Origin of the sequence: Erwinia tasmaniensis Et1/99, from assembly GCF_000026185.1 — a bacterium.
GTDB classification, from domain to species: Bacteria; Pseudomonadota; Gammaproteobacteria; order Enterobacterales; family Enterobacteriaceae; genus Erwinia; species Erwinia tasmaniensis.
The window spans coordinates 2,631,083-2,644,901 of the sequence record NC_010694.1; the positions used below are offsets into that span (position 1 = coordinate 2,631,083).

The following is a 13,819-nucleotide window of genomic DNA, read 5'->3' on the forward strand; positions in this document are numbered from 1 at the left end:
ACCGTTTGTTGCGGGGATCCCATAAAAAAAGGGCGGGGATTGTGATCCCCGCCCTGCAACATTAACCTTGCCCGCGCGGCTTATCCATTAATTTCATATAAACGGGTTTCTCCGGCGATCGTTGTTTCACCGGCAAGCAGCGTTAATCCGGTAAAATCATCAATGTTGCTGACCACGATCGGACTGATCATCGAGCGCGCATGCTCGTTAAGAAACGCCAGGTCCATTTCCAATATCGGCTGCCCGGCCACAACCTCTGCGCCCTCTTCCGCCAGACGAGTAAAACCTTGCCCCTTCAGCGCCACGGTATCCAGGCCCATGTGCACCACCACCTCAACGCCGTTCTCCGTTTCCAGGCAGAAAGCATGGTTGGTATTAAAGATCTTCACCAGGGTGCCGGATGCCGGCGCAACAACGGTGCTGCTGGTTGGCTGAATTGCCAACCCATCGCCGACGGCCCTGCTGGCAAAAGCTTCATCCGGCACCCGATCGATAGCCACAACCGTTCCGCTGACCGGAGCCACCAGCACCCCAACAATACCTTTGGTGCTATTCGGCACCGCCTGTGGCGTGCTCCGTGCGGACACGTCACCACCGGTCGCCGCCACCGCCCCCTGGGCGATCTGCTTTTTCATCTCTTCGGCTATCGATTCAGCCTTCGCGCCAACGATGACCTGAATCGTCTGCTTGTTCAGCTTCACCACGCCCGAAGCCCCCAACTTTTTGCAGGCGGCATCATCCACGCGTGCCGCATCTTTTACAGACAGGCGCAGACGGGTAATACAGGCATCGATGACGTTGAGGTTATCTGAACCGCCGATCGCACCAATATACTGGCGTGAAAGCTGGCTCAGTCCTTCTTCGGTATTACTGTTGGCCCCTTTTTGATTCACCTGCTGTTCAGAAGCATCGTCGCGCCCCGGCGTTTTCAGGTTAAAGATGCGAATAACCGTACTGAACAGGACAAAGTAGACGGCGAAAGCAATCAGGCCCATGACCAGCAGCAGCCAGACATTATGGCTCGCTGCAGGCAGTTTATACATTAACGCGTAATCAATGGCGCCCGCCGAGAAGGAGAACCCGGCATGAATGCCCAGCGCGGTTGCCACAAACAGACTGACGCCGGTTAACAGGGCATGGAGCAGGTATAGCACCGGAGCCAGGAACATAAACAGGAATTCCAGCGGTTCGGTTACCCCCGTCAAAAACGCCGTCACCGCTACGGAAAGCAGCATGCCGCCGACCATCGGGCGGCGGGCCTTAGGCGCCGCAAGGTACATCGCCAGCGCTGCGCCCGGCAGGCCAAACATCATGATAGGGAAGAAGCCGGACATAAACATTCCCGCCGTGCCGTCACCGGCATAGAAGCGGTTGATATCGCCGTGGAATACCGCACCGGCGGCATTGGTAAACTCACCAATCTGGAACCAGGCGATAGTATTCAGCACCTGGTGCAAACCGGTTGGGATCAGAAGACGGTTCACCAGGCCGAAAATACCGGCACCCAACGCGCCCTCTGACACAATCCACTCACCGCCGGCATGGATAGCCGCCTGAACCGGAGGCCAGACGTAGCCAAATACCGCAGCCAGCACCAGACAGAAGAAGCCGGTAGCGATCGGCACAAAGCGTTTGCCGCCGAAGAAGCTAAGAAAATCAGGGAGTTTAATGTCAGCCCAGCGGTTGTAAGTCATACCGGCAATCAGGCCGGTGATAATTCCCGCTAAAACGCCCATATTAACGGTCGGGCTGATCGTCACCATCGCTTTCGTCATAATGAAGTAGCCCACGGCCCCCGCCAGCGCGGCGGCTCCGGCGTTATCTTTAGACCAGGTTGAGGCCACGCCGATGGCAAAGATAAGCGGAAGATTATCGAAAATCGCCCCGCCGCCCTGGGCGATAAATGACATATTGAGTAAGTCAGGTTGACCAAAACGTAACATCAGCGCGGCCACTGGCAGCACCGCTATCGGCAGCTGTAGTGACCGCCCCAATCGTTGAAAGAATCCCAGAATATTCACTTTTCCCCCCGGTTGCCTGCTTGATTCAGGCGACAAAAAAACGCATTGATTGCTGTGTGTTTAAATAACCATTTTTGCTATACAAAAAACAAAGCTGAGTCTAAAAACAATAAATTTGTATCGCAAATTAAATCGCTGCATATGTGATTATGGTCACCTTAAAAGCCAATTAAAGCCGGAATAAACTGGCAAATAAGACCCGCTTATTTTATGATTCGAAAAATCAAAACCCACGCTCATCGCTTTTCAAAGCGCAAAGCGTAACGCTCGTTCAACAACAGTTTGAGCATCGTTTTTTACTATGACTATCCTATTCTCACAATGAGGTGCAAAATGAGACTGATCCCTCTGTTAACACCAGACCAGGTAGGCAAATGGGCCGCGCGCCATATTGTCAACCGCATCAATGCGTTCAAGCCCACCGCCGACCGCCCGTTTGTACTTGGTCTCCCTACCGGCGGTACGCCGCTGGAGGCCTACAAGCACCTTATCGACATGCACAAAGCGGGCCAGGTCAGCTTTAAGCATGTTGTGACGTTCAACATGGATGAGTATGTTGGGCTGCCCACGGAACACCCGGAAAGTTATCATAGCTTTATGCATCGAAACTTTTTCGATCATGTTGATATTTCAAGTGAAAACATCAATCTTCTCAATGGCAATGCGGCTGATATTGACGCAGAATGTCACCAGTATGAGGAGAAGATCCGCGCCTATGGAAAAATTCACCTGTTTATGGGGGGAGTCGGTAACGATGGCCATATTGCGTTTAACGAACCGGCGTCATCGCTGGCCTCCCGCACACGTATAAAAACGCTGACTCACGATACGCGCATTGCCAATTCGCGCTTCTTTGGCGGTGATGTCAATCAGGTACCTAAGTACGCCCTCACCGTGGGTGTGGGAACCTTGCTGGATGCCGAAGAAGTCATGATTCTGGTTACCGGCCATCTGAAAGCGCAGGCGCTGCAGGCGGCGGTTGAGGGCAACGTCAATCATATGTGGACCATCAGCTGTCTCCAGCTGCATGCCAAAGGCATCGTGGTCTGTGACGAACCCGCAACGATGGAACTGAAGATGAAAACCGTGAAGTATTTCCGTGAAATGGAAGCGGAAAATATCAAACATTTGTAGCGGGTGTCGGACAGCATCCCTTTAACAGACCCACTCCTGCCGTGACACTACGCTCCCCGGCAGGAAAGGAATATGAGTAGAGTCAGGAGAATAATCATGTATGCGTTAACCCAGGGTCGACTTTTTACCGGCCATCACATTCTTGAGCGGCATGCGGTAGTGATTGCTAATGGCCTGATTGAACGTATTTGCCCGCTGGAGGATCTCCCTGACGGGATTGAAATACGTGAAGTGGGTGATGCGATTATTGCGCCTGGCTTTATCGACCTGCAGCTTAACGGCTGTGGCGGCGTACAGTTCAATGATGATATGGCGGCGATCAGCGTTGAAACGCTGGACATCATGCAGAAGGCCAACGAAAAATCTGGCTGCACCAGCTTTCTGCCAACCCTGATCACCAGCAGTGACGCGTTAATGGTGCGTGCGGTAGAGGTGATGCGATGCTGGCTGGCGCAGAACGTTAACCAGGCGCTTGGCCTGCATCTTGAGGGGCCCTGGCTCAACCCGTTGAAAAAAGGCACCCATAACCCGGATTTGATCCGCCTCCCCAGCGATGAGCTGGTTGATTTCCTGTGTGCTAACGCCGATGTGATTAGCAAAATCACCCTGGCGCCGGAAAAAGTTGAGGCTGCTATCATCCGCCGCTTACGCGATGCGGGCATTGTCATTTCGGCAGGTCACTCAAACGGCACCTATGAAGAGGCCATGAACGGCATTGACGCCGGCGTGACTTTCTCCACGCATCTTTATAATGCCATGCCCACTATCAGCGGCCGCGCGCCCGGTTTGATTGGTGCGCTATTTGATTCGCCTGACGTATGGTGTGGCATTATCGCTGACGGTTTACACGTTCATTACGCCAATATTCGTAATGCTAAACGCATTAAAGGCGACAGACTGATACTGGTCACGGATGCTACCGCTCCCGCAGGAGCCTGCATTGATCGGTTCATTTTTGCTGGTAAAACAATATACTACCGTGACGGGTTATGTGTTGATGAAAATGGCACCCTCAGTGGTTCTGCACTGACAATGATAGAAGCTGTGGCTAACAGCGTCGAACATGTCGGCATTCCCCTTGATGAGGCGCTGCGCATGGCAACACTATACCCGGCGCGTGCCATTGGCGTGGATAAAACGCTGGGAACGATTGAAGCCGGAAAAGTGGCCAATCTGACCGTGTTTACCCGCGACTACAAAATCACCCGGACCATCGTTAATGGTAACGAGGTCTTAAGCGAGTAGATATTTAATGACCACCGGCGGCCAGGCTCAAATTGGAAATATTGATCTTGTTAAACAGCTTAATAGTGCGGCCGTCTATCGGCTCATCGACCGGCAGGGCCCCATATCACGGATTCAAATCTCTGATCTGAGCCAGCTTGCGCCCGCCAGCGTCACCAAAATCACCCGCCAGCTTATCGAGCGTGGGCTGATCCGTGAAGTCGACCAGCAGGCTTCAACAGGAGGACGCCGGGCCATATCAATCATCACTGAAACTCGCGCCTTTAATACGATAGGCGTTCGTCTTGGGCGAAGTGATGCCACGATAATGCTTTTCGACCTCAGCGGTAAATCTTTGGCAGAGGAGCTGTACCCCCTGCCGCAGCGCACCCAGGAAACGCTGGAAGATGCGCTGTTTGAGGCGATTGCCGACTTCTGCGAACGATACCAACGTAAGCTGCGCGAGCTGATTGCTATCTCGGTGACATTACCAGGTTTGGTCGATCCCTTTAACGGTATGATCCGCTGCATGCCTCATATCAGCGTCAACGACTGGCCGCTGGTGGCGCGTTTAGAGGAGCGCTTCGGCTTAACCAGTTTTGTCGGCCACGATATCCGTAGTCTGGCGCTGGCCGAGCACTACTTTGGTGCATCGCGCGACTGCTCGGACTCCATTCTGGTGCGTGTACATCGTGGCACCGGTGCCGGCATCATCGCCAATGGCGCTATCTTCCTCGGCAGCAATGGCAATGTCGGTGAAATTGGGCATATTCAGGTTGACCCTTTAGGTGAACGCTGTCACTGCGGTAACTTTGGCTGTCTGGAAACTATCGCGGCGAACCACGCTATTGAAAACCGCGTGCGCCATCTTCTCACCCAGGGTTACCCAAGTAGCCTCACGCTTGACCGCTGTCAGATGCAGCAGATTTGCCAGGCGGCAAACGGCGGGGATGCGCTGGCCAGTGAGGTGATCGAGCACGTTGGTCGCCACCTCGGCAAAGCCATTGCGATCGCTATTAACCTGTTCAACCCACAAAAAATCGTTATTGCTGGCGAAATTACCGCGGCGGATAAAGTGCTGCTGCCGGCAATTCAAGGCTGCATTAATACGCAGGCTCTTAAAGCCTTCCGCATAAACCTTCCGGTAGTGCGCTCTCAGGTTGATCATCGCTCGGCAATTGGCGCTTTTGCTCTGGCAAAACGCGCGATGCTGAACGGTATTTTACTGCAACGCCTGTTGGAAGGTTAATTGATAGATGGACTCTGAACGCATGAAGATAAAGAACGTAATCTGCGATATAGACGGCGTGCTGATGCACGACAATACCGCTGTACCCGGCGCCCGCGAGTTTTTACAACGCATCCTCGGCAATAATATGCCGCTGGTGGTGCTGACGAACTACCCTTCTCAAACCGCAATGGATCTTGCCAACCGCTTCGCCTCCGCTGACATTGATCTTCCTGACAGCGTGTTTTATACCTCAGCAATGGCTACGGCCGACTTTCTGAAACGTCAGGAAGGTAAGAAAGCCTTTGTTATCGGTGAGGGGGCGTTGATCCACGAACTGTACAAAGCGGGCTTCACGATCACCGATATCAACCCAGATTTCGTTATCGTCGGAGAAACGCGCTCCTTCAACTGGGATATGATGCACAAAGCAGCCAGATTTGTCGCCAACGGGGCGCGTTTTATTGCCACCAATCCCGACAGTCACGGCCACGGTTATTCCCCCGCCTGCGGCGCGCTGTGTGCCGGCATCGAAAAAATTTCCGGCCGCCAGCCGTTCTATGTTGGCAAGCCCAGCCCGTGGATAATGCGTGCGGCACTGAACAAGATGCAGGCACATTCCGAAGAAACGGTGATCGTGGGCGATAATCTGCGCACCGATATTCTTGCCGGATTTCAGGCCGGGCTGGAAACGGTTCTGGTGCTGTCTGGCGTTTCCACGCTCAGTGATATTGACGACATGCCTTACCGCCCAACCTGGGTTTACCCTTCCGTTGCTGACATCGACATTTTCTAGCTTACTGCCCGGTTCGCCGGGCATCGCAATGCTCCTGCGTACAGTTTTTGTGCGCACCCAGCCAAAAATTGAAGATTCATCAATAAAACCCTAAAAAAAATGCATATCCACTAATAATTCAGGCGGGTCAACAGGCTAATTTTCATCAATTAGTTAAAATACTTGCATCACCTGCCGCGTTAGCGCATTTTCATAGACATCACGCGATAACCATCGCTTAAACCCCATATTTTTACCGCAAGTAAAGTCGTTAGGGAGCTGCATATGTGTTCTATTTTTGGTGTACTCGATCTGAAAAGCGATCCTGCTGAACTTCGTAAGAAAGCGCTGGAGCTATCACGCCTGATGCGTCATCGCGGCCCGGACTGGTCCGGCGTTTACGCTGACGACCATGCGATCCTCGCACACGAACGTCTGTCTATCGTCGACGTTAACAACGGCGCACAGCCGCTTTACAACGCAGCACATACCCACGTTCTTGCGGTGAACGGTGAAATCTACAACCATCAGGCGCTGCGCGCTGAGCTTAGCGACCGCTATGAGTTCCAGACTGACTCTGACTGTGAAGTGATACTGGCTTTGTACCAGGAGAAAGGCGTCGACTTCCTGGACGATCTTCAGGGGATGTTTGCCTTTATCCTGTATGACAGCGTCAAAAACTCCTATCTGATTGGTCGCGACCATATTGGCATCATCCCCCTGTATATGGGCAATGATGAGCACGGTAACCTGTTTGTTGCTTCAGAAATGAAGGCGCTGGTTCCGGTATGCTGTAGCATCAAAGAGTTCCCGGCGGGCAGCTATCTGTCCAGCACCGACGGCGAGATCAAACGCTATTGGCAGCGTGACTGGTTTGACTACTCGGCTGTAGAAGACAACACCACGGATGCCCATGCGCTGAAAAATGCGCTGGAAGAGTCGGTGAAAAGTCATCTGATGTCCGACGTGCCTTACGGCGTATTGCTTTCCGGCGGGCTGGACTCTTCTATTATCTCTGCAATCACTAAACGTTATGCGGCGAAGCGGGTAGAAGATGAGGATAAAAGCGAAGCCTGGTGGCCACAGCTGCACTCATTTGCCGTGGGCCTGGAAGGATCGCCGGACCTTAAGGCGGCGAAAGCGGTGGCAGAACATCTGGGCACGGTACACCACGAAATACATTTCACCGTGCAGGAAGGCCTGGACGCCATCCGTGATGTGATCTACCACATCGAAACCTATGACGTGACCACCATTCGCGCCTCCACGCCGATGTATTTGATGTCACGTAAAATCAAAGCCATGGGCATTAAGATGGTGCTGTCAGGCGAAGGCGCTGACGAAGTCTTTGGTGGCTACCTTTACTTCCACAAGGCCCCGAACGCCCGCGAATTCCACGAAGAGAACGTACGCAAGCTTCACGCTCTGCATATGTTTGACTGTGCTCGTGCTAACAAAGCCATGTCGGCATGGGGTGTTGAGGCTCGTGTTCCCTTCCTTGATAAAAAGTTCCTTGATGTGGCGATGCGCATCAACCCTCAGGATAAAATGTGCGGCAGCAATGGCAAAATGGAAAAACATATCCTGCGTGAGTGTTTTGCCCCTTATCTGCCGGAAAGCGTAGCATGGCGTCAGAAAGAGCAGTTCTCTGACGGCGTTGGCTACAGCTGGATTGATACCCTGAAAGAGATGGCTGCAGCCCAGGTTACCGATCGGCAGCTGGAAACCGCGCACTTCCGTTTCCCTTACAACACGCCAACGTCGAAAGAGGCGTACCTGTACCGCGAAATTTTTGCCGAGCTGTTCCCTGTTCCGAGCGCGGCAGAATGCGTGCCCGGTGGTCCATCGGTGGCCTGCTCATCGGCGAAAGCCATTGAGTGGGATGAAGCCTTCAAAAACATGGACGATCCGTCAGGACGCGCCGTGGGCGTACATCAGTCGGCATATTAATAAGCCGTCGCTTATCAAACCGATACGGGCGTTATCGCCCGTTTTTATTTCGCTTTGCCCTGTTCAACCCCATAATCCGTTGCTTTTATGTTCATGATGGTTACTAGGCAGTCAATCAACACGGATATGGAAAAAAACGGGAAAAAACTAGTTGACGCACCAGGGCCAACTTAGCATAATGCGCCCCGCAACGCCGATGAAGGTGGCGCGAAAAAAGAAGGCTACTTAGCTCAGCTGGTTAGAGCACAGCACTCATAATGCTGGGGTCACAGGTTCGATTCCCGTAGTAGCCACCATCTTTTTTCAGCGCGGGAGTGGCGAAATTGGTAGACGCACCAGATTTAGGTTCTGGCGCCGCAAGGTGTGCGAGTTCAAGTCTCGCCTCCCGCACCATTTCAGAAGCTTGCACGGATGGGGTATCGCCAAGCGGTAAGGCACCGGCTTTTGATGCCGGCATTCCCTGGTTCGAATCCAGGTACCCCAGCCATTTTTTTAGATTGATTTGTAGTACGCAGTAAAATTCAGGCTACTTAGCTCAGCTGGTTAGAGCACAGCACTCATAATGCTGGGGTCACAGGTTCGATTCCCGTAGTAGCCACCAATTTTATTGGGGTGTCGCCAAGTGGTAAGGCTCTGGTTTCTGATACCAGCATTCCGGGGTTCGAATCCCTGCACCCCAGCCATATTTAGACGGCTGATTTTACGAGTCGCACAAAAAAAGACGCCTGGTACGCCAGTCGCATAAAAATTGGGGTGTCGCCAAGTGGTAAGGCTCTGGTTTCTGATACCAGCATTCCGGGGTTCGAATCCCTGCACCCCAGCCACTAAGTAAAAAAGCCCGCTTGCGCGGGCTTTTTTACGTCTGCATTCCGGGTAAACACGGTCAGAAAGATAGCCCCGCTGTTTCACAGGGCCGGGTGGAAAATTTACAGCCCCAACGCGTAGCGTAAAGCCTGACGCTTCAACACGCCGGAATGCTCCGCCACGATCAGCCCCAGATTACGCACCACTCTCAGCGGCGCGAGCCGATTGCTAAAAGTAAAATAAAACAGATCCATCCCGCTCTGCATCAGCAGATTGTCTTTGAGACGTTTACGTTGATAACGCATCAAAACTGCGGCAGATGACCAGTCCTCCGCGCGCAGACGCGATTCGCTCAGCACGGCGATAAGCGCATCCACGTCACGATACCCCAGATTTACCCCCTGCCCGGCTAATGGATTAATGGTATGAGCCGCATCGCCCACCAGCGCCAGCCCCGGCAAGGTGTAGCGTATCGCATGACGACGCACCAGCGGGAACGATCCCGCTACCAACGGCGTTACTTTGCCAATACGCGCTGGAAAATGTGCCTGAATCTCTTTTTGTAGCTGCGGCATACTCATCGCCTGAAGCTGGCGAATACGTGCTGGTGAGTCATACCACACCAGCGAAGCCCAGCGGTCAAACAACGGCAGAAAGGCGCGTGGCCCCTGTGGCGTAAACTGCTGCCAGGTGGTATCTCCTGCAGGATGCTCACAGCGCACGCTGATAAGCATGCACGATTGCGCATAGTTCCAGCCGTGTATGCCGATACCCGCCAACTGGCGCACCTGTGAATTAGCCCCATCAGCCCCCACGACCAGCCGCGCCTGCAACGCCTCACCATTATCCAGCGTCATCTGCCAGCCGCCGTTAACCTGCTGCAAATGCTGCAAGCGCGCCGGACAAAGCAGGCTCACCTGCTGCTGCTGCAAACGTTGCCACAGCGCACGCTGTAACACGCTGTTCTCGACCATAAACCCCAATTCGGGTAAGCCCAGCGACTCTGCGTCAAAGCTCACCTGTGCCGTTTGCCACTCCCAGGTTTCCAGCTTACGATAGGCAGCGCAGCGCATATCAAGCACCTGCGGCCAGACTTCCAGCTGCCGTAGCAGCGCGACGGAAGCGGCACCGATGGCAGAGATACGCACGTCAGGATCGGCGGATGAATCAAATTCAGGTGGCACCTCCTGTTCCAGCACCGCCACCTGGAAGCCATGTTGCGCCAGGCCACTCGCCAACGCCGCCCCGACCATGCCGCCGCCAACTATCGCGACATCCACCTTTTGCTTTATTTCCATCATTTTTCCCTCACCGGCTGCATCAGACGCACTCTGCAGCTACACCTCACCGGTCGAATTCTGTTATCCTGATTGTTATTAAGTGTACCGGATTTTTCAGTAATATTCTGAACCCCGCTACATCGGTTTAACAGGCTGCGCCATGACTACAATACGCGCCCTGCACTTCGTTCTGCATGACAAATGGCAAGTCAATGACAAAAAAACTGCATATCAAAACCTGGGGCTGTCAGATGAATGAGTATGACTCATCCAAAATGGCTGACCTGTTAAACAGCACTCATGGTTACACTCTGACTGAACAGGCTGAAGACGCCGATGTGCTGCTGCTCAACACCTGCTCGATTCGTGAAAAGGCGCAGGAAAAAGTCTTCGCTCTGCTCGGACGCTGGAAAAAGCTGAAAGAGTCGAATCCCGATATGATCATTGGCGTTGGGGGCTGCGTGGCATCGCAGGAAGGTGCTCAGATCCGCCAACGGGCCAGCTGCGTGGATATTGTATTTGGTCCGCAAACTTTGCACCGCCTGCCGGAAATGATTAATAGCGTGCGCGGCACCAGAAGTCCGGTGGTTGACGTTAGCTTCCCTGAAATCGAAAAGTTTGATCGCATGCCAGAGCCTCGCGCCGATGGGCCAACGGCTTTCGTTTCTATTATGGAAGGCTGTAACAAATACTGCACCTTCTGCGTGGTGCCCTATACCCGAGGAGAAGAAGTCAGTCGTCCTTCGGACGACATTCTGTTCGAGGTCGCCCAGCTGGCTGCACAGGGCGTACGTGAGGTCAATCTGCTGGGGCAGAACGTTAACGCATATCGCGGAGAAACCTTCGACGGCGGCATTTGCTCATTTGCCGAGCTGCTGCGCCTGGTGGCGGCAATCGACGGTATTGACCGCATTCGCTTTACCACCAGCCATCCTATTGAATTCAATGACGATATTATTGATGTATATCGTGATACGCCGGAGCTGGTCAGTTTCCTGCACCTTCCGGTACAAAGTGGTGCCGACCGTATTCTGACGCTGATGAAACGTGCACATACCGCACTGGAATATAAAGCCATTATCCGAAAGCTGTTGGCAGCGCGCCCAAATATCCAAATCAGTTCAGACTTTATTATTGGTTTTCCTGGTGAAACTCAGGCGGACTTTGAGCAGACGATGAAACTGATAGGCGAAATCAACTTTGATATCAGCTACAGCTTTATCTACTCAGCCCGCCCGGGAACCCCGGCAGCCGATCTGCCGGACGACGTGTCGGAAGATGAGAAAAAGCAGCGTCTGTATATCCTGCAGGACCGCATCAACCAGCAGACCACGGCCTGGAGCCGCCGTAAACTGGGCACCGTTCAACGTATTCTGGTCGAAGGCACCTCACGAAAGAACGTGATGGAACTCTCCGGTCGTACCGAATGTAACCGCGTGGTCAACTTTGAAGGGTCCCCGGAACACATTGGTAAATTCGTCGATGTGGAGATTACCGACGTCTACGCCAACTCGTTACGCGGTATGTTACTGCGTGGCGAACATCAGATGGCTCTGCGCACCCTTGAAACGCCTGCTTCTGTGATTGAACGCACCCGCAAAGAGAATGAGCTGGGCGTTGCCACCTGGCTTCCCTGAATAATCTAGCTGGCAGTATAACGGCGAGTGAGTCGGAAAATGCGGCGAGAGTTCAACTCTCGCCGCATGATTTCATTACACGGCACTTGCTTTCTGAAAGCCGCGCCCAAATAGTTATCCAAACCATTGCAGCTTTACACCGCCTGCTTTAATTTCCTCATGGCTCTGGCATTAAGCCTGGACTGACATTTTTTTCTCAACCTGGCCCTGTGTGACCCAAAGGATTAGTTTGAATATTGAAACGCGTGAAATAACCCTGGAACCTGTCGACAACATGCGGTTGTTGAGCCTGTGCGGTCCGTTTGATGACAACATCAAACAGCTTGAGCGCCGCCTGGGTATAGAGATAAACCGCCGTGATAACACCTTTAAACTGGTGGGGCGTGCGCTGTGCGTCCATGCCGCCGTTGATATTCTGCGCCACCTTTATGTTGATACTGCCCCGGTACGCGGCAACATCCCTGATATTGACCCGGAACAGATCCACCTGGCGATCAAAGAGAGCCGGGTGCTGGAGCAGACTGCCGAAAGCGTACCGGACTATGGTAAAGCGATACATATCAAAACCAAACGTGGGGTCATTAAGCCGCGCACGCCTAATCAGGCACAATACCTGGCTAATATCCTTGACCATGACATCACCTTTGGCATTGGGCCAGCGGGGACGGGTAAAACCTATCTCGCCGTGGCGGCTGCGGTTGACGCACTGGAGCGCCAGGAGATCCGGCGCATTCTGCTGACCCGCCCGGCCGTTGAAGCCGGTGAAAAGCTCGGCTTCCTGCCCGGCGATCTCAGTCAGAAAGTGGACCCTTATTTGCGCCCGCTGTATGACGCGCTGTTTGAAATGCTCGGTTTTGAGCGGGTTGAAAAGCTGATGGAGCGTAACGTCATCGAAGTTGCTCCCCTCGCCTACATGCGCGGCCGCACGCTAAACGATGCTTTTGTTATTCTTGATGAAAGTCAGAATACGACCATTGAACAGATGAAAATGTTTCTGACGCGTATTGGTTTTAACTCCAAAGCGGTGATCACCGGTGACGTCACGCAAATTGACCTGCCACGCAATATGAAATCCGGGCTGCGCCAGGCGGTTGAAGTGCTGTCCGACGTGCCGGATCTCAGCTTTAATTTCCTTCACAGTGAAGACGTGGTGCGGCATCCGGTGGTGGCAAAAATTGTTGTTGCCTATGAAGCCTGGGAGGCCGCAGACCAAAAACGGCGTGACGCCCTGGCAGAAGAACGTAAACGTGAAGCTCTGGCTACACAGGAGAATAAATGAGTGGCGTAATTCTCGACCTGCAGCTCGCCTGCGAAAACGAGCAGGGTCTGCCTGCTGAAACCGACTTCCAGCGCTGGCTGGAAGCGGTACTGCCCCAGTTCCAACCGGAAAGTGAAGTGACGATTCGGCTGGTGGATGAGGCGGAAAGCCGCGAGCTAAACCACACCTATCGCAGCAAAGATAAACCGACCAACGTACTGTCGTTTCCTTTTGAAGCGCCACCGGGCATTGAGCTGCCGCTGCTGGGCGATTTGATTATCTGTCGTCAGGTTGTTGAGCAGGAAGCCGTTGAGCAGGGAAAAACGCGGGAAGCCCACTGGGCGCATATGGTTATCCACGGCAGCCTGCATTTGCTGGGCTATGATCATATCGAAGATGATGAAGCCGAAGAGATGGAGTCGCTGGAGACAGAGATAATGCTTGCTCTTGGTTATCCCGATCCGTACATTTCGGAGAAAGAATAAGTTACCTTTTACGGCGACTGACA

The 13,819-nt window shown here is 53.2% G+C and carries 10 protein-coding genes and 6 tRNA genes; 14 read left to right on the forward strand and 2 right to left on the reverse strand.

Annotated features, from left to right (window positions below):
* Positions 1-80: 80 nt before the first annotated feature.
* Complete coding sequence (gene nagE / locus ETA_RS12795) at positions 81-2,021, reverse strand: PTS N-acetyl glucosamine transporter subunit IIABC (protein ID WP_012442045.1); 1,941 nt, start codon at positions 2,019-2,021, stop codon at positions 81-83.
* 333 nt (positions 2,022-2,354) lie between these two features.
* On the opposite strand from nagE, the gene nagB reads away from it, so the two are divergent.
* The 11 genes from nagB (at position 2,355) to ETA_RS12850 (ending at position 9,156) form a co-directional block, all read left to right on the forward strand.
* Positions 2,355-3,155 carry a glucosamine-6-phosphate deaminase gene (gene nagB, locus ETA_RS12800; protein WP_012442046.1) on the forward strand — a complete coding sequence of 267 codons (801 nt, stop codon included), beginning with the start codon at positions 2,355-2,357 and terminating at the stop codon, positions 3,153-3,155.
* A 96-nt stretch (positions 3,156-3,251) separates the two neighbouring features.
* The gene (nagA, locus tag ETA_RS12805) at positions 3,252-4,400 is read left to right on the forward strand and encodes an N-acetylglucosamine-6-phosphate deacetylase (protein WP_012442047.1); all 1,149 of its coding nucleotides are present in this window, start codon (positions 3,252-3,254) and stop codon (positions 4,398-4,400) included.
* Between the two features lie 7 nt (positions 4,401-4,407).
* Positions 4,408-5,628: a DNA-binding transcriptional regulator NagC gene (gene nagC, locus ETA_RS12810; protein ID WP_012442048.1), complete on the forward strand. Its 1,221-nt coding sequence runs from the start codon at positions 4,408-4,410 to the stop codon at positions 5,626-5,628.
* Between the two features lie 22 nt (positions 5,629-5,650).
* Positions 5,651-6,403: an HAD-IIA family hydrolase gene (locus tag ETA_RS12815; protein WP_012442049.1), complete on the forward strand. Its 753-nt coding sequence runs from the start codon at positions 5,651-5,653 to the stop codon at positions 6,401-6,403.
* A 264-nt stretch (positions 6,404-6,667) separates the two neighbouring features.
* Entirely contained in the window at positions 6,668-8,332 is a 1,665-nt protein-coding gene (asnB, locus tag ETA_RS12820; protein WP_012442050.1) for an asparagine synthase B, read from the forward strand.
* 219 nt (positions 8,333-8,551) lie between these two features.
* A tRNA-Met gene (locus ETA_RS12825) sits at positions 8,552-8,628 on the forward strand.
* A gap of 12 nt (positions 8,629-8,640) precedes the next feature.
* Positions 8,641-8,725 (forward strand) — tRNA-Leu (locus ETA_RS12830).
* Positions 8,726-8,744: 19 nt separating this feature from the next.
* A tRNA-Gln gene (locus ETA_RS12835) sits at positions 8,745-8,819 on the forward strand.
* Between the two features lie 37 nt (positions 8,820-8,856).
* A tRNA-Met gene (locus ETA_RS12840) sits at positions 8,857-8,933 on the forward strand.
* Between the two features lie 7 nt (positions 8,934-8,940).
* A tRNA-Gln gene (locus ETA_RS12845) sits at positions 8,941-9,015 on the forward strand.
* Positions 9,016-9,081: 66 nt separating this feature from the next.
* Positions 9,082-9,156 (forward strand) — tRNA-Gln (locus tag ETA_RS12850).
* A gap of 102 nt (positions 9,157-9,258) precedes the next feature.
* Here ETA_RS12850 and ubiF read toward each other — a convergent pair.
* Positions 9,259-10,437 carry a 3-demethoxyubiquinol 3-hydroxylase gene (ubiF, locus tag ETA_RS12855; RefSeq protein WP_083772847.1) on the reverse strand — a complete coding sequence of 393 codons (1,179 nt, stop codon included), beginning with the start codon at positions 10,435-10,437 and terminating at the stop codon, positions 9,259-9,261.
* 191 nt (positions 10,438-10,628) lie between these two features.
* Here ubiF and miaB point away from each other — a divergent pair, with 191 nt between their 5' ends.
* From miaB to ybeY, 3 genes are all read left to right on the forward strand, one after another.
* On the forward strand, positions 10,629-12,053 hold the full coding sequence (miaB, locus tag ETA_RS12860; RefSeq protein ID WP_042959025.1) for a tRNA (N6-isopentenyl adenosine(37)-C2)-methylthiotransferase MiaB: 1,425 nt from the start codon (positions 10,629-10,631) through the stop codon (positions 12,051-12,053).
* Between the two features lie 229 nt (positions 12,054-12,282).
* Positions 12,283-13,332: a PhoH family protein gene (locus ETA_RS12865; RefSeq protein WP_042959027.1), complete on the forward strand. Its 1,050-nt coding sequence runs from the start codon at positions 12,283-12,285 to the stop codon at positions 13,330-13,332.
* A complete protein-coding gene (ybeY, locus tag ETA_RS12870; RefSeq protein WP_012442054.1) occupies positions 13,329-13,796 on the forward strand; it encodes an rRNA maturation RNase YbeY in 468 nt (155 codons plus the stop codon). Before ETA_RS12865 ends, ybeY begins: the two co-directional genes overlap by 4 nt.
* Positions 13,797-13,819 lie beyond the last annotated feature (23 nt).

Excerpts from the sequence above, each read along its gene's own strand:
- asnB (WP_012442050.1), top strand. The coding sequence starts at position 6,668 with ATGTGTTCTATTTTTGGTGTACTCGATCTGAAAAGCGATCCTGCTGAA.
- ubiF (WP_083772847.1), bottom strand. The coding sequence starts at position 10,437 with ATGATGGAAATAAAGCAAAAGGTGGATGTCGCGATAGTTGGCGGCGGC.
- miaB (WP_042959025.1), top strand. The coding sequence starts at position 10,629 with ATGACAAAAAAACTGCATATCAAAACCTGGGGCTGTCAGATGAATGAG.
- ETA_RS12815 (WP_012442049.1), top strand. The coding sequence starts at position 5,651 with ATGAAGATAAAGAACGTAATCTGCGATATAGACGGCGTGCTGATGCAC.
- nagB (WP_012442046.1), top strand. The coding sequence starts at position 2,355 with ATGAGACTGATCCCTCTGTTAACACCAGACCAGGTAGGCAAATGGGCC.
- nagA (WP_012442047.1), top strand. The coding sequence starts at position 3,252 with ATGTATGCGTTAACCCAGGGTCGACTTTTTACCGGCCATCACATTCTT.
- ybeY (WP_012442054.1), top strand. The coding sequence starts at position 13,329 with ATGAGTGGCGTAATTCTCGACCTGCAGCTCGCCTGCGAAAACGAGCAG.
- nagC (WP_012442048.1), top strand. The coding sequence starts at position 4,408 with ATGACCACCGGCGGCCAGGCTCAAATTGGAAATATTGATCTTGTTAAA.